General features: G+C 56.4%; 21 protein-coding genes and 2 riboswitches. Of the genes, 8 read left to right on the top strand and 13 right to left on the bottom strand.

The genetic code is table 11. From position 1 onward, the window contains the following. Positions 1-179 precede the first annotated feature (179 nt). Positions 180-1,262, bottom strand: coding sequence for a 3-phosphoserine/phosphohydroxythreonine transaminase (gene serC, locus ACNSPV_RS00880; protein WP_207698925.1), 1,083 nt, complete (start codon positions 1,260-1,262; stop codon positions 180-182). 331 nt (positions 1,263-1,593) lie between these two features. Here serC and ACNSPV_RS00875 point away from each other — a divergent pair, with 331 nt between their 5' ends. Together ACNSPV_RS00875 and rlmD are read left to right on the top strand one after the other, a co-directional pair. Further along, positions 1,594-2,016: a BlaI/MecI/CopY family transcriptional regulator gene (locus ACNSPV_RS00875; protein ID WP_348584921.1), complete on the top strand. Its 423-nt coding sequence runs from the start codon at positions 1,594-1,596 to the stop codon at positions 2,014-2,016. A gap of 15 nt (positions 2,017-2,031) precedes the next feature. Continuing rightward, a complete protein-coding gene (rlmD, locus tag ACNSPV_RS00870; RefSeq protein ID WP_348584922.1) occupies positions 2,032-3,459 on the top strand; it encodes a 23S rRNA (uracil(1939)-C(5))-methyltransferase RlmD in 1,428 nt (475 codons plus the stop codon). Positions 3,460-3,521: 62 nt separating this feature from the next. Here rlmD and ACNSPV_RS00865 read toward each other — a convergent pair whose 3' ends face one another. From ACNSPV_RS00865 to ribD, 6 genes are read right to left on the bottom strand one after another with little or no spacing between them, the layout of a single operon-like run. Continuing rightward, positions 3,522-3,974 carry a low molecular weight protein-tyrosine-phosphatase gene (locus ACNSPV_RS00865; RefSeq protein ID WP_348584923.1) on the bottom strand — a complete coding sequence of 151 codons (453 nt, stop codon included), beginning with the start codon at positions 3,972-3,974 and terminating at the stop codon, positions 3,522-3,524. Next, positions 3,971-4,387 (bottom strand): winged helix-turn-helix domain-containing protein, encoded by a 417-nt coding sequence (locus ACNSPV_RS00860; protein ID WP_005944121.1) that lies wholly within the window; start codon positions 4,385-4,387, stop codon positions 3,971-3,973. The genes ACNSPV_RS00865 and ACNSPV_RS00860 overlap by 4 nt, the downstream gene beginning before the upstream one ends. Before the next feature lie 20 nt (positions 4,388-4,407). Further along, positions 4,408-4,884 carry a 6,7-dimethyl-8-ribityllumazine synthase gene (gene ribE / locus ACNSPV_RS00855; RefSeq protein ID WP_097781396.1) on the bottom strand — a complete coding sequence of 159 codons (477 nt, stop codon included), beginning with the start codon at positions 4,882-4,884 and terminating at the stop codon, positions 4,408-4,410. Between the two features lie 21 nt (positions 4,885-4,905). Then, complete coding sequence (locus tag ACNSPV_RS00850; protein ID WP_348584924.1) at positions 4,906-6,102, bottom strand: bifunctional 3,4-dihydroxy-2-butanone-4-phosphate synthase/GTP cyclohydrolase II; 1,197 nt, start codon at positions 6,100-6,102, stop codon at positions 4,906-4,908. Between the two features lie 12 nt (positions 6,103-6,114). Beyond that, a complete protein-coding gene (locus tag ACNSPV_RS00845) occupies positions 6,115-6,756 on the bottom strand; it encodes a riboflavin synthase (RefSeq protein ID WP_418268249.1) in 642 nt (213 codons plus the stop codon). Continuing rightward, positions 6,720-7,844 (bottom strand): bifunctional diaminohydroxyphosphoribosylaminopyrimidine deaminase/5-amino-6-(5-phosphoribosylamino)uracil reductase RibD, encoded by a 1,125-nt coding sequence (gene ribD, locus ACNSPV_RS00840; protein WP_348584926.1) that lies wholly within the window; start codon positions 7,842-7,844, stop codon positions 6,720-6,722. The genes ACNSPV_RS00845 and ribD overlap by 37 nt, the downstream gene beginning before the upstream one ends. A gap of 151 nt (positions 7,845-7,995) precedes the next feature. Next, positions 7,996-8,110: riboswitch (FMN riboswitch) on the bottom strand. Positions 8,111-8,379: 269 nt separating this feature from the next. On the opposite strand from ribD, the gene ACNSPV_RS00835 reads away from it, so the two are divergent. Beyond that, positions 8,380-8,883, top strand: a complete 504-nt coding sequence (locus ACNSPV_RS00835) for a resolvase (protein WP_348584927.1) — start codon at positions 8,380-8,382, stop codon at positions 8,881-8,883. Positions 8,884-9,030: 147 nt separating this feature from the next. Beyond that, positions 9,031-9,546 (top strand): hypothetical protein, encoded by a 516-nt coding sequence (locus tag ACNSPV_RS00830; protein WP_348584928.1) that lies wholly within the window; start codon positions 9,031-9,033, stop codon positions 9,544-9,546. A gap of 59 nt (positions 9,547-9,605) precedes the next feature. On the opposite strand, the gene ACNSPV_RS00825 is transcribed toward ACNSPV_RS00830, so the two are convergent. From ACNSPV_RS00825 to ACNSPV_RS00810, 4 genes are all read right to left on the bottom strand, one after another. Next, positions 9,606-10,487 carry an aldose epimerase gene (locus tag ACNSPV_RS00825; RefSeq protein WP_348584930.1) on the bottom strand — a complete coding sequence of 294 codons (882 nt, stop codon included), beginning with the start codon at positions 10,485-10,487 and terminating at the stop codon, positions 9,606-9,608. 107 nt (positions 10,488-10,594) lie between these two features. Next, positions 10,595-10,750, bottom strand: coding sequence for a hypothetical protein (locus ACNSPV_RS00820; protein ID WP_249237360.1), 156 nt, complete (start codon positions 10,748-10,750; stop codon positions 10,595-10,597). 80 nt (positions 10,751-10,830) lie between these two features. After that, positions 10,831-12,321: a UxaA family hydrolase gene (locus ACNSPV_RS00815; RefSeq protein ID WP_005944146.1), complete on the bottom strand. Its 1,491-nt coding sequence runs from the start codon at positions 12,319-12,321 to the stop codon at positions 10,831-10,833. Positions 12,322-12,527: 206 nt separating this feature from the next. Continuing rightward, positions 12,528-14,042 (bottom strand): tagaturonate reductase, encoded by a 1,515-nt coding sequence (locus ACNSPV_RS00810; RefSeq protein ID WP_348584931.1) that lies wholly within the window; start codon positions 14,040-14,042, stop codon positions 12,528-12,530. A gap of 326 nt (positions 14,043-14,368) precedes the next feature. Here ACNSPV_RS00810 and uxaC point away from each other — a divergent pair, with 326 nt between their 5' ends. After that, positions 14,369-15,802, top strand: coding sequence for a glucuronate isomerase (uxaC, locus tag ACNSPV_RS00805; RefSeq protein WP_348584932.1), 1,434 nt, complete (start codon positions 14,369-14,371; stop codon positions 15,800-15,802). Between the two features lie 87 nt (positions 15,803-15,889). On the opposite strand, the gene ACNSPV_RS00800 is transcribed toward uxaC, so the two are convergent. After that, positions 15,890-16,564, bottom strand: a complete 675-nt coding sequence (locus ACNSPV_RS00800; protein ID WP_348584933.1) for a hypothetical protein — start codon at positions 16,562-16,564, stop codon at positions 15,890-15,892. Positions 16,565-16,714: 150 nt separating this feature from the next. Further along, a complete protein-coding gene (locus ACNSPV_RS00795; protein WP_348584934.1) occupies positions 16,715-18,406 on the bottom strand; it encodes a M3 family oligoendopeptidase in 1,692 nt (563 codons plus the stop codon). 202 nt (positions 18,407-18,608) lie between these two features. Further along, positions 18,609-18,704, top strand: a riboswitch (THF riboswitch). Between the two features lie 155 nt (positions 18,705-18,859). On the opposite strand from ACNSPV_RS00795, the gene ACNSPV_RS00790 reads away from it, so the two are divergent. The 3 genes from ACNSPV_RS00790 (at position 18,860) to ACNSPV_RS00780 (ending at position 23,151) form a co-directional block, all read left to right on the top strand. Then, entirely contained in the window at positions 18,860-19,372 is a 513-nt protein-coding gene (locus tag ACNSPV_RS00790; protein ID WP_348584936.1) for a folate family ECF transporter S component, read from the top strand. Positions 19,373-19,438: 66 nt separating this feature from the next. Continuing rightward, entirely contained in the window at positions 19,439-20,713 is a 1,275-nt protein-coding gene (locus ACNSPV_RS00785; RefSeq protein ID WP_348584937.1) for a folylpolyglutamate synthase/dihydrofolate synthase family protein, read from the top strand. 1,061 nt (positions 20,714-21,774) lie between these two features. Next, on the top strand, positions 21,775-23,151 hold the full coding sequence (locus ACNSPV_RS00780; RefSeq protein ID WP_348584938.1) for an MATE family efflux transporter: 1,377 nt from the start codon (positions 21,775-21,777) through the stop codon (positions 23,149-23,151). Positions 23,152-23,165: the final 14 nt, after the last annotated feature.

The raw sequence follows: 23,165 nt of genomic DNA, 5'->3' as shown, positions 1-23,165 counted from the left end.
TCAGTCACGGCTTGCACCGTGCCAGCTCTCCCAAAGGGCGAGCTTAGAAAGCGGGTTCGATCAAGTTGTCCTTCTGATAAAAAGCTCCCCCTGAGAGGAAAGACTTCCCCCGGCCGGGGGAAGATGTCGCGCAGCGACAAAAGGGGGAATCTGCCAAACGAAGTGAGGCTGAGAGGGTTTTATGCGTTTTCCTTGCGGAACTTCTCCATGAAGTCCACCAGCTTATCCACGCCCTCGGCAGGCATGGCGTTGTAGATGGAAGCGCGCATGCCGCCTACCAGACGGTGACCCTTCAGGTTCACGAAGCCTGCTTCTGCAGCTTCGGCGCAGAACTTCTTGTCCAGATCTGCATTGGGGCTGGTGAAGGTGACGTTCATGGTGCTGCGGTAGCGGTGCTCCACAGGATTCGTGAAGAAGTCCTGACCATCCAGATAGTCGTACAGCACCTTGGCCTTGGCTTCGTTGATCTTCTGCATGTTGGCAAGACCGCCGATGTCGTTTTCCAGATACTTGAGCACCAGACCGGTCATATAGATGCACCAGCAAGGGGGCGTGTTGTACATGCTGTCCTTGCCCAGCAGGGTGGTGTAGTTCATCATGGTGGGCACATTGTCGGCGGCATGGCCCAGCAGGTCATCGCGGACGATGGCAATGGCCATACCGGCGGGGGCTACATTCTTCTGCACGCCGAAGTAGATGCAGCCGTACTTGGTCACGTCCACCGGCTTGGAGAGGATCATGGAGCTCATGTCTGCCACCAGAGGCACACCCTCCACCTGCGGCACCTCCACGAACTGGGTGCCGAAAATGGTGTTGTTCTGGCAGATGTGGATGTAGCTGGCATCCTTATCATAGTTGATGGCGTTCACGTCCGGGATGTAGGTGAAGTTCTTGTCCTTGCTGGAAGCAACGATGTTCACCTCGCCGAACTTGGCGGCTTCCTTGGCGGCAAGGTTCGAGAAGTTGCCGGTGACAAGGTAATCTGCCTTGCCGGTGGTCATGAAATTCAGCGGGACCATGGCAAACTGCTGGGTGGCACCGCCCTGAAAGAAACCGACCTTGTAGTTGTCGGGAATGTTCATTACCCGGCGCAGGGTGGCCTCGGTGTCCTTGATGATGGCATCGAACCACTTGCTGCGGTGGCTCATCTCCATCACGCTCTGACCGCTGTCGCCGTACTCGAGCAGCTCTGCCTGTGCCTGCTTGAGCACCTTCTCGGGCAGCATGCTGGGGCCTGCGCTGAAGTTGTAAACTCGTGCCATAATGAACTCTCCCTTTCCTGTATCGCACAGCACCGCGGTTTTCTGCGGTGCGTTCTGTTGATTGCTGTAGCCGTAGTATACCGGTTTTGCGGGGGCGAAAACAAGAGCATCTTTGCACAAAGATACGGCGCAAAAGCCCCTGCGCAGGCACAAAGCACACAAATGTCCTTAACAGAAAGACAAAAACAAAGACAAGTGTAAAATATAGCCGGAAAAGCCTGATTTCATCGGCATTTCCGGCTCTTGCACTTTTATGGGAAAACAGGTATAATAAAGAAACAAAGACAAATGTAAAAGCAAAAAAGATGCGGAAAGGAGGGAGAACAGCAGGATGTATGGCATCCCGGACAGTGTAAAGCCGCTTTCGGCGGCAGAGGAGCAGGTGATGCTGGCGGTGTGGGCCTGCCGTGCGCCCGCGACCCGGCGGGACATCGACGAAAAGCTGCACGCAAAGGGCTGGGCCCCGGCGACCGTGCTCAACTTTCTTTACCGGCTGGAAGAAAAGGGCTGGGTGAAAAGCGGCAAGGACGGCAACCACAACACCTATACCCCGGCCATCACCCGGCGCGCCTATCATGTGTGGAGCATGCGCGAACGGCTGGATACCCTCTTTGGCGGCGACCTTGCGGCGGCGGTGCACGCGCTGGTGAGTGAGAGCGGCTGCGGCCAGAGCGAGCTGGAACAGGCCATGAAGGTGCTGGAGGAAAAGCATCTGGAAGCGGAAGAATATGATCTGTATGACCCTTATGGGTAAAAAGGAGAGCGGAAGATGGATTGCAAACTGCGTGCCAAGAACTGCGGCGGCTGCCCGATGCTGGGCATGGACTACGCCACACAGCTGAAGCAGAAAGAAGAGACCGTGAAAAAGCTGCTGGGCAGATTCGGCCCGGTGGAGCACATCCGGGGCATGGAAACGCCGTACCACTATCGGAACAAGGTGATATCCACCTTTACCACCGGCTGGGGTGGAAAACTTACTTCCGGCATTTACGCGGCAAACAGCCATAAGGTGCTGCCGGTGGAAAGCTGCCTTTTGCAGGACGAAGTGCTGGACAAGACCATGCTGGCTGTGCGCGCAGCGGCGGGCGTCTGCCATTACCAGCCTTTCAATGAGGATAAGGGCACCGGCCTTCTGCGTCACTGCCTGCTGCGGCGGGGCGTCATGACCGGGCAGGTGATGGTGGTGCTGGTAACGGCCCAGCCGGTGCTGCCAGGAGCCAAAAACTTTGTCAAAGCACTGCTGACCGAAGCCGGAAGGCAGGGCGTGACCATCACCACCATCGTGCAGAATGTGAACAGCCGCAGGACCAGCGTAGTGCTGGGTGAAGCGGAAAAGGTGCTGTACGGCAAGGGCTTCATTCTGGATACCCTCTGCGGCAAGACCTATGCCATCAGCCCACGCAGCTTTTATCAGATCAACCACGCCCAGACCGAAGTGCTGTACGGCCTTGCGGTGGACGCCGCAAAGCTGACCGGAAAAGAGGTAGTGCTGGATGCCTACTGCGGCATCGGAACCATCGGCCTGACCGCCGCCGACCACGCAAAGCAGGTGGTGGGTGTGGAGCTGAACCGCGACGCCGTGCACGACGCCATTGGCAATGCAAAGCACAACGGTGTGAAGAACGCCCGCTTCTTTGCCGCCGATGCCACCCAGTGGATCGGCGAGGCTGCCGCCGCAGGCGAGCGGGCAGACGTGATCTTTATGGACCCGCCGCGGGAGGGCTCTACACCGCAGTTTATCGAAAGCGTGGCCCGCATGGCCCCGAAGCGTGTGGTGTACGTCAGCTGCAACCCGGTCACGCTGGCCCGGGATCTGGAGCTGCTGACCCGGAAGGGATACAAAGTGGAGAGCAGCACGCCGGTGGATATGTTTCCCCACAGTGAGCATATCGAGACGGTATGCGCATTGTCCAAACTAGATGTCTACCAGAAGATCACGGTAGACCTGAAGATGGATGAGTTGGACGTGACTGCTACGGAGACCAAGGCTACCTATGAAGAGATCCGGGAGTACGTCAAGGGGCACACCGGTCTGAACGTGAGCGACCTCTATATTGCACAGGTCAAGCGCAAGTGCGGCATCAAGGAGCGGCAGAACTACAACAAGCCTAAGGCTGAGAACCCCAAGCGGCTCAAGTGCCCGGCGGAGAAGGAAAGAGCCATCCGGGAGGCGCTGAAGTATTTTAAGATGATTTGAAATAAAAAAATAGACGGATGTCTGTCAACTGGCAGACATCCGTCCGTTTTTATGATAATCTGTTATGATCGCAGTTCCTCAAGCAATGCCGTGCATCCTTCCAGTATATCCTGCCATGTGGCTTCAAAATCTCCCGTGAACCATGGGTCTGCCACTTCACGGGGATGATCCGTATGCGCCATCAGCAGCGAGACTTTATGCTGTGGGTCTCCGCCGACAAGCCGCAGGATGTCGCACAGATTACTTTCGTCCATGCCAATCAGATGATCATACCGTGCATAATCCAGCCGGGTCATCTGCTGGGCGGTCTTGCCGTTGCAGTCGATGCCATGTTCTGCCAGCTTCTGCCGTGCAGGAGGATAGACCGGATTTCCGATTTCCCATGCACTGGTGGCGGCTGATGCGATTTCAAATTGCTCGGATAGTCCTGCCTTGGACGTAAGGTCTTTCATCACATACTCCGCCATCGGGCTTCGGCAGATATTTCCGAGACAAATAAATAAGATCCTGGTCATGCCGGGTCGTTCTCCTTTTGGCTTACAAAAGCATAGCCGCCGTGGGTAGTGCGGATAAAGCTACCGCAGCCGGCCAGCTTCTTTCGCAGATTGGAAACGGTATTTGCCACGACCTTTAAGGTGTCGTCACAGTTTTGTCCCCACACAGCACGGAAAAGCTCTTCTTTTGAGAAGATTTGTCCTTCGTGGGAGGCAAGCATCAGCAGCAAATCGAACTCCAGTCGTGTAAGGGAGACTTTTCTGCCGTTGCACGACACTTCGTGGGTCATTCCGTCCAGTGTAAGCCCCGGAAGAACCAACTTCTCCCATGAATCAATGGATATTTGCTCTGCCTCGATGTGCTCTCGTTCCAGAAGCATCCGGATCTTCTGCTCTAATTCCGGGTCAGGCTGTCGGGTCTTTATAACGATCATGGCAAACTCCTGCGTGTATTTTACTCTGCGGCGGTATCCATTTCCCGGAGCAGGTTTACCATCTCGATGGCACTGACTGCACAGTCATAGCCTTTATTACCTGCTTTGGTGCCTGCCCGCTCGATGGCCTGTTCGATGTTTTCGGTGGTCAGAACACCAAAGAGGACGGGAACCCCGCTTTCCAGCGAGACCGTGGCAATGCCTTTGGAAACCTCATTGCACACATAGTCGTAATGGCTGGTAGAACCGCGAATCACGGCACCAAGGCAGATCACAGCATCATACTTTCCGCTTTTTGCCATTTTAGAGGCGACCAGTGGGATCTCAAAAGCACCCGGAACCCATGCAACATGAATATCAGCGTCCTGCACATCGTGCCGGAGCAGACCATCCATTGCTCCGCTCAGAAGTTTGGACGTGATAAATTCGTTGAATCGGGCAGCTACGATACCGACCTTGATATTCTGAGAAACCAGCTTGCCTTCAAATGTTTTCATTTTTAAATACCTCTTTCGTTGTTAATATTCCAGAAGATGTCCCATCCGTGCCTGCTTCGTTTTCAGGTAAAACAGGTCATACGGGGTCGCCGTCATCTGAATGGGTACGCGCTCGGAGATCTCCAGCCCAAACTCGGAGAGCTGATATACTTTGTCCGGGTTATTGGTAAGCAGGCGCAGACTTTTTACGCCAAGTTCCCGGAGGATCTGCGCGCCGAGATAATACTCCCGTTCATCTCCATGGAACCCCAGAGCGAGATTGGCTTCCAGCGTATCCATGCCCTGCTCCTGAAGTTCATAGGCACGCAGTTTGTTGATCAGACCGATGCCCCGGCCTTCCTGCCGCATATAGAGCAGGATACCCCGGCCTTCTTTTTCGATCTGCGTCATGGCAGCGGCCAGCTGCTGGCCGCAGTCACAACGCAAAGAGCCAAATGTATCTCCTGTCAGGCATTCCGAGTGGACGCGGCACAGAATATCCTTTCCATTGCCAATGTCACCTTTTACCAGTGCAATGTGATGCTCTCCGTTCAGGCGGCTCACAAAACCATAAGCTCTGAAGGTGCCATACTTGGTGGGCAGGTTCACTGCCGTCACCTGATCGACCAGTTTATCGTGACACTTGCGGTACTCCTGTAAATCACGGATGGTGATGAATTTGATCTGGAAACGCTCTGCCAGCTTTGCCAGTTCAGCGGTGCGCATCATCGTGCCATCCTCCCGCATGATCTCGCAGCACAGGCCGCATTCTTTCAGCCCTGCCAGACGGCACAGGTCAACGGTTGCTTCCGTGTGACCGTTGCGCTCCAACACACCGTTCTTTTTTGCCAGAAGGGGGAACATATGGCCCGGTCTGCGGAAATCTTCTGCTTTTGCGTGATCGTCCACACAAGCCATCGCCGTAATGGAACGCTCTGCGGCAGAAATGCCCGTAGAAGTAGAAACGTGGTCGATGGACACCGTAAATGCCGTTTCATGGTTGTCGGTGTTATACTGCACCATTTGCGGAAATTGCAGCTTCTGGACAAAAGCCTCGGACATCGGCATACAGATCAGACCTTTGCCGTGGGTCGCCATAAAGTTGATGTTTTCGGTGGTGGCAAATTCGGCAGCACAGATGAAGTCCCCCTCGTTTTCACGGTCGGGGTCATCCGTTACCAGAATGATTTTTCCTTGCTTCAGGTCTTGCAAAGCTTCGGGAATGGTATTGAAGTTCATCGTAAACTCTCCTTAAAAGCCGCAGCGCAGCAGCATTTCTTTTGTGAGCGTGTTTTGCTTCGGTGTTTCTGATGGAAGCAGCCTCTCGATATATTTTCCAACAACATCGGTTTCCAGATTGACAAAATCCCCTTTGTGCCGTTGGTTCAGGTTCGTCTGACGGACGGTGTGCGGTATCGTGGACACGGAAAAGCCCGTAGGTTCCACCGCAGCCACGGTCAGGCTGATACCGTCTATTGTGATAGAGCCTTTTTCAACAACATAGCGAAGGATCGCAGAATCTGCATGAATGGTGTACCAGATGGCCGTATCGTCTTTTCGGATATTAGCAATGCGTCCGACGCCATCCACATGGCCTGCTACGATGTGTCCGCCAAAACGTCCGTTGGCCGGCATGGCACGTTCCAGATTGACAGCACTTCCAACGGTGAGCTGTGCAAGTGCAGAGCGGTTCAAGGTCTCGTGCATGACATCCGCAGCAAAGCTATCCGGGAAGAGCTGCCTGACGGTCAGACAGATGCCGTTGACGGCGATGCTGTCGCCGATCCTGGTTCCTTCCAGAACCGTTTTTGCACAAACAGTCAGTACGGCGGAATGCTGTCCCCGATTGATGGATTTTATTGTTCCGACTTCTTCCACGATTCCGGTAAACACGGGTACTCCACCTCACTTTCGATCAGGAAATCTTCGCCAAGCTGTTCCAATCGGCTGTTCTTCAGGCGGAATGCAGCATCCGGAAGCGGGACACCTGCACCCTCAATGGGTGCTTTGGCATCCCTTCCTCCGAACAGCTTCGGGGCAATGTAAGCCTGTACCTGCTGCACGATGCCGCTTTCCAGTGCAGACCAGTTCAAGGTTCCGCCGCCTTCCAGCAGAATGCTGTCGATCTGCTCCTGCCCCAGCTGTTCCATCAGTTGCAGAAGATTCACATGACCGCAATGCGCTTCCAGACAAAGGACCCGGCACCCGGCCTGTTGATATGCCGCCTGCTTCTCCGGGTCGCCGCAGCAGGTCGCAAGAATGGTCGGAACCTGTTTGGCGGTCATGACCACCTGTGATTGCAGCGGTGTCCGCAAATGTGTATCACAGATGATCCGGACGGGATCACGGCCACCCTCTATCCGGCAGGTCAGCAGCGGGTCATCTGCTAGGATGGTTCCGACTCCCACCATAATGCCGCGGAATCGGTGTCGCTGCCGTTGAACATGATTCCGGGCAATTTCCCCGGTGATCCATTTGGAAGCGCCTGTGTATGTGGCGATTTTTCCGTCCATCGTCATGGCGTATTTCATGGAAACGAAGGGGCGTTTTGTGGTGATATAGTGGAAGAACACCTTGTTCAGCGCATCGCATTCCTCTTGCAGAACATTTTCGGTCACATCTATGCCGTGTGCGCGCAGGATTGCAATTCCCTTTCCAGCCACCAGCGGATTCGGGTCAGCAGAACCCACGACCACCCGGTGAATGCCCGCGTCCAGAATCGCATCCACGCAGGGCGGCTGCTTTCCGTAATGGCAGCACGGCTCCAATGTCACATACAGGGTCGCTCCCTGCGGATCTTCGGTGCAGGATGCCAGCGCATTGCGCTCCGCATGAGCCTGACCGTATCTCTGGTGCCAGCCCTGTCCGATGATCCTGCCCTCTTTTGCGACCACGGCACCCACCATCGGGTTGGGAGATGTCCATCCGCAGCCCCTTTTTGCAAGCTGCAAAGCCAGACGCATATAGTCTTTGTCGTTCATCGTGTCGCCTCCAAAAGAAAAAGCCCTGAACAAAAACGTTCAGGGCAAGCCGAAAAGACACAAGGGACCCTTGTGCAAAAAAGAAAGCTCCAGAATGCAAACGCATCCCAGAGCAGCCTCCACAAGCGCAGAACCGTGCGGGCTCTGCGCTTGGTATCTTCTTTCATCCAGACTGTACTGTCGGCTTCGGAGTTTCACCGAATCATGCCTTACGGCTCGTGGGCTGTACCACCGGTAGGGAATCGCACCCTGCCCTGAAGATTTCTGATTCAATTACAGCGGCATTATAGCACGGCTCCTTTCGGATTGCAAGGGCATTCTGCAAACCGGGACGAAACCGGGATGAAGCGAATCGCTACAACAATAAAATCACATCGTCCGTAGGACAATGTGAACGGAGAATCCAAAGGGGCGCGGGTCGCCAGGCGAGAGCAGCGCCCTTTGGCACACGACTTTGCTTGCAAAGTCTATTCCGAACAAGACGGTACGAATGGGAGGTGCTGGAAATGGCAGCAGAAAAGACCAAGGTCTACACATGAAGGTAGATACCACTGCCATTGAGCAGGAGATCGCCGCCTATGAGAAGCAGCTGCGGCAGCACTACTCCACAAAATCCCGGCTTATGGAGGAGATCGACAGCCTTGACCCGGACGACCGGCACTTTATCGCCCGAAAATCCGACCTTGACGACCGCCTTTATAAGATGTACGATAAAATCGAAGAGGCGGAAAATGGACTGATGGATGCCCGGGCAAAGAAGCAGACCATTGAAGCCGACAAAATCACAGGTGACAACATCTATAAGATCCTGATTTGCTTCGACAAGCTTTATGCCACCATGACCGAGGCGGAACGCCGCAGGCTGGTGGAGATTTTGATCGATGAGGTGCAGATCTACCCGGAACGCCAGCCTAACGGACAGTGGCTGAAGTCTGTCCGGTTCAAGCTGCCCATCATTGACCATGACCTTGAATTGAGTTTGGACAATCCGGATCGTGTCGAGGTTGTGTGTTCGATGGTTAGAGTCAAAAAGCATTGATCTAATGTGAAGTAGGGTGAGCCGTTTTATGTATTCTGTTACACAGCGTATAAAAATGATCCGGCAATATGAAGGAAAATAAGTAGGCCTGTGCGGTCTGGTGAAAAATAACAGCACAAATAGCACAGAGAAAAGGAGCATCTACCCATGAACGCAAATATCAATTATGATGAGATCCCGGATACCAGTGCCGTGCAGGAGGACCTGCTTGCGGCGCTGAGCAGCCAGCATGTGACCGTGCACACGAATGAGGAGCCGGACTTCGACTACATGGAAAACGAAGATGTGGCCTTTGTGGTCAAGAATCCGCACAACGAAGAGAATCTGCTCATTGAACTGGGCGGCGAGTTCTCGCTCTTCTTCGGCCTGTGGCATGGGCAGTACAAGACGGTGGAGTATGACTACGACCGCATGAAGAAGGACGTTGCCGCGATTCTGGCGGGCAATGCCGGTGTGCTGAGCCTGTACACAGACGGCAAGTGGCAGGGCAGTACCCTCTGCCCGGAGAAGGTGTCTGCCGATGCCGACATGGAAAAGCTGCTGGAACGCTGCTGGCAAAAGCAGGAGCCGAAGGAAAAACTGCTGGCACAGGGCGGCAGGGTGGAATTGCTCTACTGGGACCCGGCGGAAAATAAGAGCTTTGTGATTCCGGCAAAGAACTGAACTATAACAAAAAGGACACACCGTGACAGGTGTGTCCTTTTTGTTATATGATATGAAGCTTAGACCTTCTCGATGGTGATGCTCCAATCGGCGGTCATGGCCTCGTCCGGCTCCAGCACCTCGTGCCGGCCTTCCTCGTTGACGCTGTTGGCCCAGCCGTTCCAGGGCTCCATGCACACAAAGCTCTCGGCATCCTGCTGCCACAGCACGGCGTGGTCGAAGCTGTCGTCTGCATCCACAGTCACCTTGTGGCCGTTACCGCTGTCGGTGAGGGTCATGGGGAACTGTACGCCGGTCAGCAGGCGCACGCTGTTGTCGGCGCCTTCCTTGCGGGTGAGGGTGATCTTTTCCGGGGCAGCGGGCTGCTCGCCCTTGGCGCTCTCGGAGCAGGTGGCACAATGGATGTCAAAGTCCACATTTTCCAGCTTGGAAGCCTTGAAGTAGGGGTGGAAGCCAAAGCTGAAGGGCATGTTGGTGTCGCCCTCGTTGATCACGGTCATGTTGATGGCGGCAGTATTGCCTTCGAGGTTGTAGTTCATCAGCACGGTGAAATCGAAGGGATAGAGGAATTTGGTCAGGGGGGTGGACTCCAGGATCAGGGTCACGCCGTCCGGGCCGACGCTTTCCACATCCCATGCGCACAGGTCGGCAAAGCCGTGGTTCTCCATGGGGTATGCCTTGCCGTCGAAGATATGCACGCCGTTATCGGGCAGGCCGCAGTTGGGGAACAGCACCGGCACGCCGAAGCGGGGACGGTTGCACTCGGAAAAATTGGGGTGGCGGGTCCAGATGTACTCCTCGCCGTTCAGCGAGAAGCCGGTGATCATGCCGCCGCGCTCCGGGGTGATGACCAGCTCGGTCTTTGCCTCGGCGTCGGTGATGACATACTGCTCGTAGCAGGCACCGTTTTCGGTGACGTAACGGGTGGTGATCTGATTCATAAAATATACCTCCTGTTTTAACCTTCTCAGTCTGTTCGCAAGCTCACAGCCAGCTTCCCGAGGGGGGAGCTTTTTGCGCTTTATCTCAAGGCGATGCCGGAGAGGGTTCAGTCCTTCTGATGTTCTTTTAGTTTTTCAAAATAATAATCAATGCCATAGCGGATGAGATATTTTATGACCCTTGCAATAACGGCCACGATAGCGGCAAAAATGCCGCCGTAAAGCAGGAACGCATAGATCATCATACGGGTGGTCATAGCCATAATAACACATCCTTTTTGTGGCTCACAGATGCACAAAAAGGCCGCCGGGCGGCGCGAACCGCTCAGCAGCCTTTGATTTTTTACAGAACGACGCCGTCCTTGAAGATGGAGATCTCGCGGAAGCCGTGCTTCTCGGCCTTGGTCTGCTCGCCGCTTGCAACGCGGATGACCAGATCCAGCAGGTCCTTTGCGGCCTCGTCGATGGTCTTTTCGCCATCTGCGATCACGCCGGTGTTGAAGTCGATCCAGCCGGATTTCTTCTGGGCCAGCGGAGTGTTGGTGGAGATCTTCAGGGTGGGAGCCGGGGCCGAGAACGGAGTGCCGCGGCCGGTGGAGAACAGGATCAGGTGTGCGCCTGCGGCGGTCATGGCCGTGGCAGAGACCAGATCGTTGCCGGGGCCGTACAGCATGTTCAGGCCCTTGGTGACAACAGGATCACCGTAGCCGATGACATCCATGATGGGAGCAGTGCCGCCCTTCTGCACGCAGCCGCAGCTCTTGTCTTCCAGCGTGGTGATGCCGCCCTGCTTGTTGCCCGGAGAGGGGTTATCGTAGACCACCTCGTTGTGGCTGATGAAGTAATCCTTGAAGCCGTTGATCATGTGCTCGGCCTTGACAAAGACGTCATGGTTGATGCAGCGGTCCATCAGGAAGCCCTCGGCACCGAACATCTCGGGCACCTCGGTCAGCACGGTGGAACCGCCGCGCTGGCCCATCATGTCGGAGAAGCGGCCGATGGTGGGGTTGGCGGTGATGCCGGACAGGCCGTCCGAGCCGCCGCACTTCATGCCCACCACCAGATCGGACACGGGGATGGGCTCACGCTTGAACTGACCGGCGTAAGCGGCCAGTTCCTTGAGGATATCGCGGGCAGCGGTGAACTCGTCGTCCACTTCCTGACAGGTGAGGAACTTCACACGGTCGTGGTCGTACTCGCCCAGCTCTTCCACGAACTGATCGTGCTGCAGGTTCTCGCAGCCCAGATGCAGCACCAGAACGGCGGCAGCATTGGGGTGGCGCACCAGCGCAGCCAGCAGTTTGCGGGTCTGTGCATGGTCGTGGCCGGTCTGGCTGCAGCCGAAGGGATGAGTGAAGGTGTACAGGCCCTCGATGGAGCCGGTGACCAGATCCTGATTGTCAGCAACGATCTTCTTGGCGATGTCGTTGACGCAGCCCACGGTGGGGATGATCCAGATCTCATTGCGGATGGCGGCGCGGCCGTCCTTGCGGCGGAAGCCCATAAAGGTCTCCGGCTCGACCTTGGGCAGGGGAGCCAGATCCGGGGCGGGGTTGTAGCTGTACTCCACCTCGCCGGACAGGTTGGTGTGCACGTTATGAGTGTGCATCCAGCTGCCGGGAGCGGCGTCAGCGGTGGCGTGGCCGATGGGGAAGCCGTACTTGATGACGTTCTCGCCGTTCTTGATGGGCTTGACCGCCATCTTGTGGCCCTGCGGGATGTCCTCCAGAGCAGTCACAGAAAGACCGTCCACTTCCACCAGCGTGCCCTTGGCAATGGGGTGCAGAGCAACGACCACGTTGTCGATGGGGCTGATATGAATTGCCTGCGGCATAGTAGTTCTCCTTGTTGACAATTAAAAGCACAAAAGGGAATGAACCCTCTCCGTCATCGCCATGCGATGCCACCTCTCCCGAAGGGCGAGGTCTTTGCGATGAAAACTTTACGTTTCCGCAAAAGCTCCCCCCTCGGGGGAGCTGGACGCGAAGCGGACTGAGAGGGTTCACACCTCAAAGCAATGTTTCTTTTAAACGATCAGGCTTACAGGCAGCTCTTGTAGGCAGCCTCGGCACCCTCGGTGCGGATCTTCTCGAGGTCTGCCAGAACAGCGGCCTCCAGACCCTCGATCTTGGTCAGATCCTGATCCCACATCTGGGTGTTGGTCAGCACAGCGTGCACCAGCTGGGCTGCGGTGTCGTCCTTGTGTGCATAGTAGAAGTCCAAAGCCCATGCGTCATCCTGGATCTTGTAGGTGTTGCCGGCGGGGCGCTTGCAGATCAGGCCGTCAGCGGTACGCTCCTGAATGTCGTTGGAATAGAAGGCAATGTAGGCTGCCAGAGACATGGTCAGGCACTTGGGCAGCTGCTTCTGCTCCTCGATGTAAGCCAGGAAGGAAGGCATGTTGCGGGCCTTCCACTTGGAGGTGGAGTTCAGGGAAATGCTCATCAGCTCATGGTTGACGAAGGGGTTGTTGAAGCGGTCCTCAACAGCGGAGGCAAACTCTTCCAGATCCTTCTTGTCCAGCGGCAGGGTGGGGATGATCTCCTCGTGCAGCATCTTGTTCATGAAGCCGCGGATGGTGTCGTTGTGCATGCAGTCACGCACAATGTCGAAGCCGGCCAGATATGCGCCCAGAACGAAGCCGGTGTGGGCACCGTTCAGGATGCGGACCTTGCGCTTCTTGTAGGGGGTGACGTCAGGCACGACCATGACGTTGACGCCGGCCTTCTTGAACGGCAGCTTGTCCTCCAGACCTGCGGGACCCTCGATGACCCACACGCCGAACACTTCGCCCACGTCCAGAGCGGCATCGTGGTAGCCGTTGACCTCTTCCATGGCAGCCAGTTCCTTGGGATCACGGATGCGGCCCGGAACGATGCGGTCCACCAGAGTGGAGCAGAAGGTGTTGGCGTTGTTCATCCAGTCGATGAAAGCAGGCTCCAGATTCCAGTCCTTTGCGTAGTTGTTGCAGCACTTCTTCAGCTCTTTGCCGTTGTTGTCGATCAGTTCGCAGGACAGGATGGTCAGACCCTTGTCAGCAGCGCCGTTGAATGCCTTGTAGCGCTCGAACAGCACGCGGGTCAGCTTTGCGGGGAAGCTGTTGGGAGGAACCTGATCGAACTCGCTGTCGCCCTGCGTGTAGGCGATGCCGGCCTCAGTGGTGTTGGAAACAATGGTCTCCAGATCGGCAGAACGTGCCAGAGCCAGCACTTCGTCCCACTTGCCGTCGATGTAGGGGCACACACAGTCGGACACGCAGGAGATCACGCGCTTTGCATCGACCTTCTGGCCCTTCTCGCTGCCGCGCAGGTACAGGGTGTACAGGCCCTCCTGCTCGTTGATCCAGTCTGCCATCTGGGGGAAGTTGCTGATGGGCTGCACCAGCTTGACCTTGCCGTTGTAGCCGGCCTTCTCGTTTGCGATATCATAGAAGTAATCCACGAAAGCACGCAGGAAGTTGCCCTCGCCAAACTGCATGACCTTGACGGGTGCATCCTTCAGGATGTAGCCGTTGTAGCCGGTGCCTTCCAGAACCTTGTAGTTCAAAGTTTCCATCTTGTTGATCTCCTTTATAAACTTGCTTTGCTTATCAGAGAGCCTCTTTGTCTGCCCTCTGCTCCTTACCCTATTTTATGCTGTTGTATACAAATAAGTCAAGGGCTTTGTGCAATATTTTTAGCCCAAAGGTGCCGTTTTGGGGCATTTCCAGCGAAAAGCACAATTGTGTGCTAGAAAATTTGTCACTTTTTCAGTTGTATACATGCAAATTTTCCGCTATACTAAAAGTAAGACGAGTTTGCCCGTGCAGGCGGGTGTCCCGTTGTACACAACGTTTGACTATTTTCTAACAAACATCGATCAGAAAAAGGAGTTATCGACCCATGAAAGCATTTATGGATAAGGACTTCATGCTCCAGTCTGCCACTGCGCAGCATCTGTACCACGACTACGCTGCGGATATGCCTATCTGCGACTACCACTGCCACATCCCTCCCCGTGAGATCTACGAGAACCGCCGCTTTGAGAACATCGCTCAGGTGTGGCTGGGCGGCCGCAACCCGGACGGCAGCTACTTCGGCGATCATTATAAGTGGCGCGTGATGCGTTCCAATGGTGTGCCCGAAGAGTACATCACCGGTGATAAGCCTGACCGCGAGCGCTTCCAGAAGTTTGCAGAGGCTCTGCCCATGGCCATCGGCAACCCGATGTACCACTGGACCAATCTGGAGCTGCATGTGTTCTTCGGCTACGAGGGCGTGCTGAACGGCGATACCGCTGAGGAAGTCTGGAACCTGTGCAACGACAAGCTGCAGCATGACCCCAAGCTGACCGTCCGCGGCCTGATCGAGCAGTCCAACGTTGCCTTCATCGGCACCACCGATGACCCCATCGATGATCTGTACTGGCACAAGAAGATCAAGGAAGATCCCACCATCAAGTTCACCGTGGCTCCTTCCTTCCGTCCCGATAAGGCCATCAACATCAACAAGCCCGGCTTTGCAGAGTACATGGGCAAGCTGGCCGCTGTTGTGGGCAAGGAGAAGCTGGCCTGCATCGACTGCGTGACCGATGCCCTGACCAAGCGCATCGAGTTCTTTGCCGAGATGGGCTGCCGCGCTTCGGACCACGGCCTGGATTACATCCCCTACCGTGAGGCTACTAAGGAAGAGGTCAACGCCATCTACCAGAAGGTGATGAAGGGCGAGACCTGCACCACCGAAGAGGCTGAGAAGTACCAGACCTATATCCTGATCCATCTGGGCAAGCAGTATCACCGTCTGGGCATTGCCATGCAGATCCACTACAACTGCCTGCGTGGTGTGAACCGCAAGATGAACGCTCTGCTGGGACCCGACACCGGCTATGATATGATCAACACCGCTACCTGCGGCGGCGAGATCGCAAGCCTGCTGAGCGCCCTGAACGACACCGACGAGTGCCCCAAGACCATCATCTACAGCCTGAACCCCGCCGACGACGCACAGATCGGCACCATTCTGGGCTGCTTCCAGAACAGCGAGGTGCCGGGCAAGATCCAGCACGGCTCCGCATGGTGGTTCAACGACCACAAGATCGGCATGGAAGAGCAGATGACCCGTCTGGCAAGCCTGGGCCTGCTGGGCAACTTCGTTGGCATGCTGACCGACAGCCGCAGCTTCCTGAGCTACACCCGTCATGACTACTTCCGCCGCATCCTGTGCAACATCATCGGCCAGTGGGTCGAGGATGGCGAGTATCCCAACGACGAGAAGGCTCTGGAGAAGATCGTCAAGGGCATCTGCTTCGACAACGCAAAGCGCTACTTCAACCTGTAAGAGAAGTGCCTGAATCTGAATAAGGCATAACACAAAGCCCCCGGAACGGTGATCCGTTCCGGGGGCTTTTGCGTAAACAGAAGAGCTTTACTTTACAAGGCTGCGCAGCACGACACGCGCAGTGGAAACATCGGAACCGAGCAGGGTGTCGTAGACGTTCAGGACGTCCCGGATGGCCTGCAGGTTGTCCTTGGTCAGGGTGTAGGTCTTGGTGGAACCGTCCCTGCCGGTAAAGGTGGCGGTGACGCTCTTGGCGGCAAGCCACTCGTTCAGCCAGCTGGTCTCGTCGTCCATATCGAACAGCTCATAGTCGAACCATGCCTTGAGGTCGTTGTCATAGCCGCCGATGAACTCTTCATCACAGGTGAAGTCGTAGTAGTTATCCTCGGTCTCTACCCGAACAGATTTCATGTCCAGCTTTTTATTGCCGAAGTAGGTTATGCCCAGACTGAGATACACGGTGGGATCATCGTTGGTAACGAACAGGTAGGGGTACAGACCGCAGGAGGCCTTTTCCATGCTGGCCTCCTCGTAGGGAGAATCGATCTGCCAGCCCTCGGCCTCGCTGTCATAGGTGACAGTGAGCTTGGACAGGGTAGAGCGCAGCTGTGCCTCCGACACCGCATTGGTCACAGAAAGCTCTGCCGGAGCAGGCTCGTCCGGAAGGGCGGGGGTCAGGGCAAAAGCGGAGACGCCGCCCATCAGGATGGCGGCGGTGCACAGGCAGGCGGCACCGCGCTTGAACAGTCCGGTCAGTTTCATAAGGATCTCCTTTCGCTTCACAGAAATGCTTTTTCTCTGTCCAGAGCATACCAGATTTTACGGTCTCTGACAGCAAAACGGCATGAATCGACCATCAGATGCATCAGAACGACCGTTCAGATGGTGTGCAGTGCGGATGAAAACGGCCTCTTACACCTGATGGTTTTCCAGCCAGTCGGTCATCTGCTGGGCGATGCCCTTGATGCTGCCTTCCTCAAAGGGGACTTTCAGCCCGGCAGTCTCCAGCAGCTCGGTGTAGCTGGCCGTACCGGCGCGGCGCACAAGGCGCAGATAGCGCGCCCATGCATCCTTGTGGTCGGTCAGGCTCAGCAGGAAGAACTGCAGCGCGGCCATGGTGGACAGACAGTAGTCGATATAATAGAAGGGGCACTCATAAATGTGCAGCTGGCGCTGCCAGCCTGCGCCCCGGCCATAGAAGGGCAGATTGTCAAAATCGATCCACGGACGGTATTTCTTTTCCAGCTTGAGCCACTCGGCATTGCGTTCATCGGGGGTCAGGTCCGGATTCTGGTACATGATGTGCTGGAACTCGTCCACCTCGCAGCCGTAGGCAAGGAACACGAAGCTGTCCTCGGCGTGCAGCAGGGCGTATTTGTCGGTATCCTTGCCAAACAGCAGATGATGCCACGGCGCAGTGAGGAACTCCATGGCCATGGAGTGGATCTCTGCACTCTCCATGCCGGGGCATTCCAGATCGGCGGGGATGGCGGGGTCACGCTCGGCTACATAGCCCTCAAAGGCATGGCCGCATTCGTGGGTCAGCACGTCCACATCGCCGGAGGTATCGTTCCAGTTGGCAAAGATGAAGGGGGCCTTGTAGCTGGGCAGGCTGGTCATATAGCCGCCGGACATCTTGCCGGGGCGGCTCTCCACATCGAACAGCTCGTTGTCCTGCATGAAGTCGATGAACTCGGCGGTCTCGGGGCTCAGCTCGTGGTACATGGTGCGGGCGGCATCCATGCGGGCCTTGTAGCCGGGGATGGGCTTGGGGTTGCCGTCCCGGAACAGAATGGGCAGGTCGGTAAAGGCGGGATGGGCGATGCCGGTGCGCTTTGCGCGCAGGGCCATCACCTTCTGCAGCTGAGGCACCACATCGTTTGCGACCTGATCGCGGAATTTCCGGATCTCCTCCGGGCCGTAGCCGATGCGGTTCATGCGGACGTAGGAGAGCTCGCTGTAGTCGTGATAGCCCATCACCCGGGCCTGTGCATTCAGGTTCTTCACGATCTCGCCGTACAGCTCGTCCAGCTCGGCACGGTGGGCGTCAAAATAACCGGCCTCGGCCTCGTAGGCGGCACGGCGCACAGCAGGGTCCAGATCTTCTTTGTAGGGGCCCAGCTGGGGGATGGTGAGCTGTTTGCCGTCCAGCTCCACCAGTGCGCCGCCGTAGATCTGCTGGTAGCGGCTCACCAGAGCATTGAACTGCTGCTGCAGCTCCACGGTGCGGTCGTCCATGCTGAGGACGGCGTTCTTCATGCCGGCCACGCAGGTGGTGCCGAATTTTTCGGTCAGGGCATCCACATGGGGATTTGCCAGAAATGCCCGGCTGATCTCCACGCTGGCGTTGGTCACGGCGGGGCCGTTGGCATCAAAGAAGTCCTGCTCGGCCTTCCAGTAAGCGTCGCGGGTGTCGCAGGTGTAGTGGATGTTGGCGAGGTTTGCGGCGGTGTTGTACTCTGCAAAGGCTTCGCTCTGCTCATAGTAGAGCCGGACAAGGGCATCGCCGTCCGGTGCGGCAGCGGCCTTTGCGGCCAGCTCCCTGCACCGGGCCAGCAGGGCATCGATGTCCGGGCGGGTATAGGTCATTTCGTTGAATTTCATCGGGAAACATTCCTTTCCGGGAGAAAACTCCATATTTAAGGTTAAACTCATCTTACCACGTTATGCGGCAAATGAAAAGAGGATACAGGCCAAAACCCGGCAGATGCTATGCACAACTGCTAAAAATTGGTGCTGCGTTTTAGCAAAGTTATCCATTGATATGGTTGCAAGGCCGCAGAAAAAAGACTATAATAAAGCCATCAACAGAGTAAGACCATGTGCGTTAAGTGCCGCATCAACGGGGAGTTGTGCTGTGGACGAAGGTGTACCCGCGGTGCATGGTCTGCATCCCGCTGCTGCATGGACTTGGGTGCAGGCGAGACGGCTTGCGTCCCGCCCGGAAGTGAAAGTTGTTGGATTCACGCCCTCCTTTGTGCGGTTTGTCACAGGGAGGGCGTTTTTGTTTGTGCAGACCGCCCGCCCGGTATTCCTTTTGCAAGGAGGACAGTTGATATGAACAACTCGAAAAATTCCGTCCGCACGCTCACCATGCTGGCCTTGCTGGTGGCAATGAGCATCGTGTTCAGCCGGGTGCTGAGCATCTCCACCGGCTTTGTGCGGTTCAATCTGGGCAGCCTGCCGGTGCTGCTGGCAGCGCTGCTGTTCGGCCCGGGAGCAGGCTTTGCCGTGGGCGCCGTGGCCGATATGATCGGCGGCGTGCTGGCAGGCTACGCCATCAACCCGCTCATCACGCTGGGCGCAGGTGCCATTGGTCTGGTGGCGGGGCTTGCATGGCAGAAGCTGCCCGGGCTGCGCACCGGCCTGCGGCTGCAGATCAGTGTACTGCTGGGACACTTTGTGGGTTCCATGGTTATCACCTCGCTGGCACTGCGCATCTTCTACGGCTACCCGTGGGCAACGCTGGCCGTGCGCATCCCCAATGCACTGATCCTGGCTGCGGTGAACACCGTGCTGCTGCGCATCCTGCTGGAAAACCGTGCCCTGATGAAGATGGTGAAAAAATAAAGGCTTTCCGTATCCGCAAAAATAAAAAATTCGTCTAAAATAGTGATCTCGAAAAGAGGCATTACAATGAACTACGAACAGGCAATGGAATACATCCACGCCGTCCAGTGGGCCGGCCACAAGCCCGGCCTGACACGTACCCGCACCCTGCTGGCCGCACTGGGCGACCCGCATAAACAGCTCAGATTCGTGCATGTTGCAGGCACCAACGGCAAGGGCAGCACCGCCGCCATGATGGCGTCCTGCCTGCAGGCCGCAGGCTATCGGGTGGGTCTGTACACCTCGCCCTTCATCAACCGCTTCAACGAACGCATCCAGATCAACGGAGTGCAGATCCCGGATGAAGAGCTGGTGAGACTGGTGGAACAGGTAAAGCCCGCCGCCGACACCATGGAGGATGTACCCACCGAGTTTGAGATCATCACGGCGCTGGGGATGCTCTATTTTGCCCAGCAGAAATGTGAGATCGTGGTGCTGGAGGTGGGCCTTGGCGGCACGCTGGATTCCACCAACGTCATTGATGCCCCGGAGTGCGCAGTCATCACGGCACTGGGCATGGATCATGTGAAGGAGCTTGGCCCCACCCTTGGGGACATTGCCGCTGCCAAGGCGGGGATCATCAAGGAAGGCTGTCCGGTGGTGAGCTACGGTGGTGTGCCGGAAGCAGACGCTGTGATCCGCCGCGTGGCAGCGGAAAAGCACGCCGAGCTGACCGAGGTGGATTTCAGCAGGCTGAAATACGAGGGCGGCAGCCTTGACGCCGTGGAGTTCGACTTTGATGGCCTGACCGATGTGCACCTGCCCCTGATCGGCAGCTACCAGCCCCGGAATGCGGCGCTGGCGGTCACGGCCCTGCGGGTGATGCGCGCCCATGGCTGGAACATTCCGGAAAGCGCCATCCGCACAGGTCTGGAAACGGTCAGTTGGCCGGGCCGGTTCGAGCTGCTGCGGCACGCGCCCGCCTTCCTGCTGGACGGCAGCCACAATGCCCACGGGATGCGCGCTACGGTGCAGAGCCTGAAAGACCGTTTCCCGGGGCAGAAGTTTGTTTTTCTGGTCAGCATCATGGCAGACAAGGACGTGGACCAGATGCTGAGCCTGCTGGCTCCGCTGGCCGTGCGGTTCGTCACGGTGACGGCACACACGCCCCGGGCAATGCCTGCCGAGGTGCTGGCAGAACACATCCGGGCCTATGGCTGCAGGGCAGAAGCGGCAGACTCCATCGAAGCGGGCGTGGCCCGGGCGGTGGAGCTGGGCGGTAAAGGCCCGGTGTGCGCACTGGGCACGCTGTATTTCTCCGGCGATGTGCGGAAAGCTTTTGCGGAACTTGTGAAGGGCTGACGATTTAAAATGGCTCCGCGTGCGCTGCGCCATCATCAGCGGAAAAATTATTTTTAATATTTGCAACTCAGGAAGATCTGCGGATCTTCCTGAGTTGCTTTTTCACGGGAAGGGACCGTGGCGAGTAGCTGCATCTGCTGGCGCTCGCTCCCCTGCGGGGAGCTGTCGCGCAGCGACTGAGGGGCCTTGAAATCGGCGCAACACAAAAAATCCTTTAGCGGAGCGACTTGGATTTTTTGTATGGAGCCCAACAGCTTTGGGGTTTGAAAGGGGCGAGCAGCCCCTTTCTCGTTGCGGGGTGGGTGGAGTCCAGAGGTAGGGAGGGGGGACTCGAAACACCCCTCCCTGCCTCTGGCCCAGCGGAGCGTCACCAGCGGCGATGATTTTTATAAAAGCTATGAAACCTGTCCTACGCGACCGCTCTCTGCACAAGAAGCAACTTTTTCTGTGAAAAAGCAAACAAGCCAGCTCCGCAGGGCTGGCTTGTTTGCAATAAAAAAATAATTTTCCGCTGAAAATGCCCAGAGTGAAACGGAGGGCATTCAAATGGTTAGGCCTGCGATAGCACAGACAAAAAGAAAAAGCGGTGACTCGTGCAGGTTGAGTCATCGCTTTTCTTGCCCCTTGCGGGGCAGGCAGGGTAAATGATAAGAAGGTAAATGAAGAAAATAGCAAAAATAAGGAACAAAGCGCGATAATGAGCGAAAAACCGCTCTGAGAAGTTCATGTATCCAACACTGCAGCTTTGTTGGATACAACATACCACTTTTCAAATAAAAATACAAGCCCTTTTTTTGATTTTTCACCAAAAGACGTCCGAAAAAACTCATTTTTGGAGGAACGCACAAATTTGACGAAAAGTTCCCAGCAAACTGACGAACAAGCCCAAAAAGCAGCAGAAACGCCCCGGATGCCGCGCAAAAAACACACAGGATACGACAGTTCTTTACAAGCGTCGGCCTGTGTGTTATGATGGATACATTCAATGGGGAGTCTGCCTTGTGTGCGGCAGACGGCGTGCAGGGGAAAAGAGGCCCGGCACGGGGGAAAGGAGCATATCAATGGAAAATCAGACGGTGAGCGGAACAAAAAAGCCGCTCTTCGGAGGGCGGAAGCCGCTGTTCACACAAAAGGAACTGCTGCTGCTGACCGGCCCGCTGCTGGTGGAGCAGCTGCTGGAAGTGACCGTCGGCATGGCCGATACCATGATGGTGTCCCGCTGCGGCGAGGCGGCTATTTCGGGCGTCAGCCTTGTGGACATGATCAACAACCTTATCATCGTGCTGTTTGCGGCACTGGCCACCGGCGGCGCGGTGGTGGTGAGCCAGTTCCTGGGCGCACGGGAGCAGAAGAGCGCCAATGAGAGCTCCGGTCAGCTGATCCTGCTCAGCGGTCTGTTCGGGCTGCTGGTGGGCGCATTCTGCTTTGTTCTGGCCCGGCCCATGATCCGGCTGTTTTACGGTGCCATTGATGCCGATGTGCTGGACGCCAGCGTGCTGTACCTGCGCATCATCGCCATCAGCTATCCGTTTCTGGCACTGTATAACGGCGGCGCGGCACTGTTCCGCAGCATGGGCAACTCTAAAATCTCCATGCAGATCAGCTTTTTGATGAATGTCATCAATATCGTGGGCAATGCAGTGTGCATCTTCGGCCTGAAAATGGGCGTGGACGGTGTTGCATGGCCCAGCGTGGTGTCCCGCATGGTGGCAGCGTTCCTCATCCTGCGCAGATGCTACCAGAAGGGCAACGCCCTCAAGGTGCCCAAGACCACCCGTCTGGATGCAAGGATGACCCGGCGCATTCTGGGCATCGGCATCCCCTCTGCATTCGAGAACAGCCTGTTCGAGGCCGGACGCATTCTGGTGGTGAGCATGATCTCCACCTTCGGCACGGTGCAGATCGCGGCCAACGCGGTGGCAAACAATCTGGACGGCATGGGCGTCATCCCCGGCAAGGCCCTCAGCCTTGCCATGATCACGGTGGTGGGCCGCTGTGTGGGCGCGGGAGACAGCGAGCAGGCGGTCTACTACACCCGCAAGCTCTCCCTGTGGTCCTACATTGCAATGGGCCTTTCCAACGGTGCCATCCTGCTGTTTTTGCATAAGCTCATCGGCATCTATGCGCTGTCCGGTGAGACGATGGTGCTTTCCGAGACGCTGGTGCGCATCCACGCGGGCTTTGCCATCCTGCTGTGGACCCTGTCCTTTGTGCTGCCCAACGCACTGCGCGCCGCCAATGATGTGAAATTCACCATGCTCGTGTCCATTCTGAGCATGGCCGTGTGGCGGCTTGGCTTCAGCTATCTGCTCTGCGTGCGGATGGGCTGGGGTGCCGTGGGCGTATGGATCGCCATGATCATCGACTGGATGTGCCGTGTCACCTGCTTTGTCATCCGCTTCCGTAGCGGTGTATGGAAGAACAAATATCACGCATAACATAAAGGAGTACA

The sequence above is a fragment of the Faecalibacterium sp. 3 genome (assembly GCF_048323735.1).
In the GTDB taxonomy this organism is placed as follows: domain Bacteria; phylum Bacillota; class Clostridia; order Oscillospirales; family Ruminococcaceae; genus Faecalibacterium; species Faecalibacterium wellingii.
Note: the sequence above shows the minus strand (reverse complement) of the source record. Positions and strands in the feature narration are given on the sequence as shown.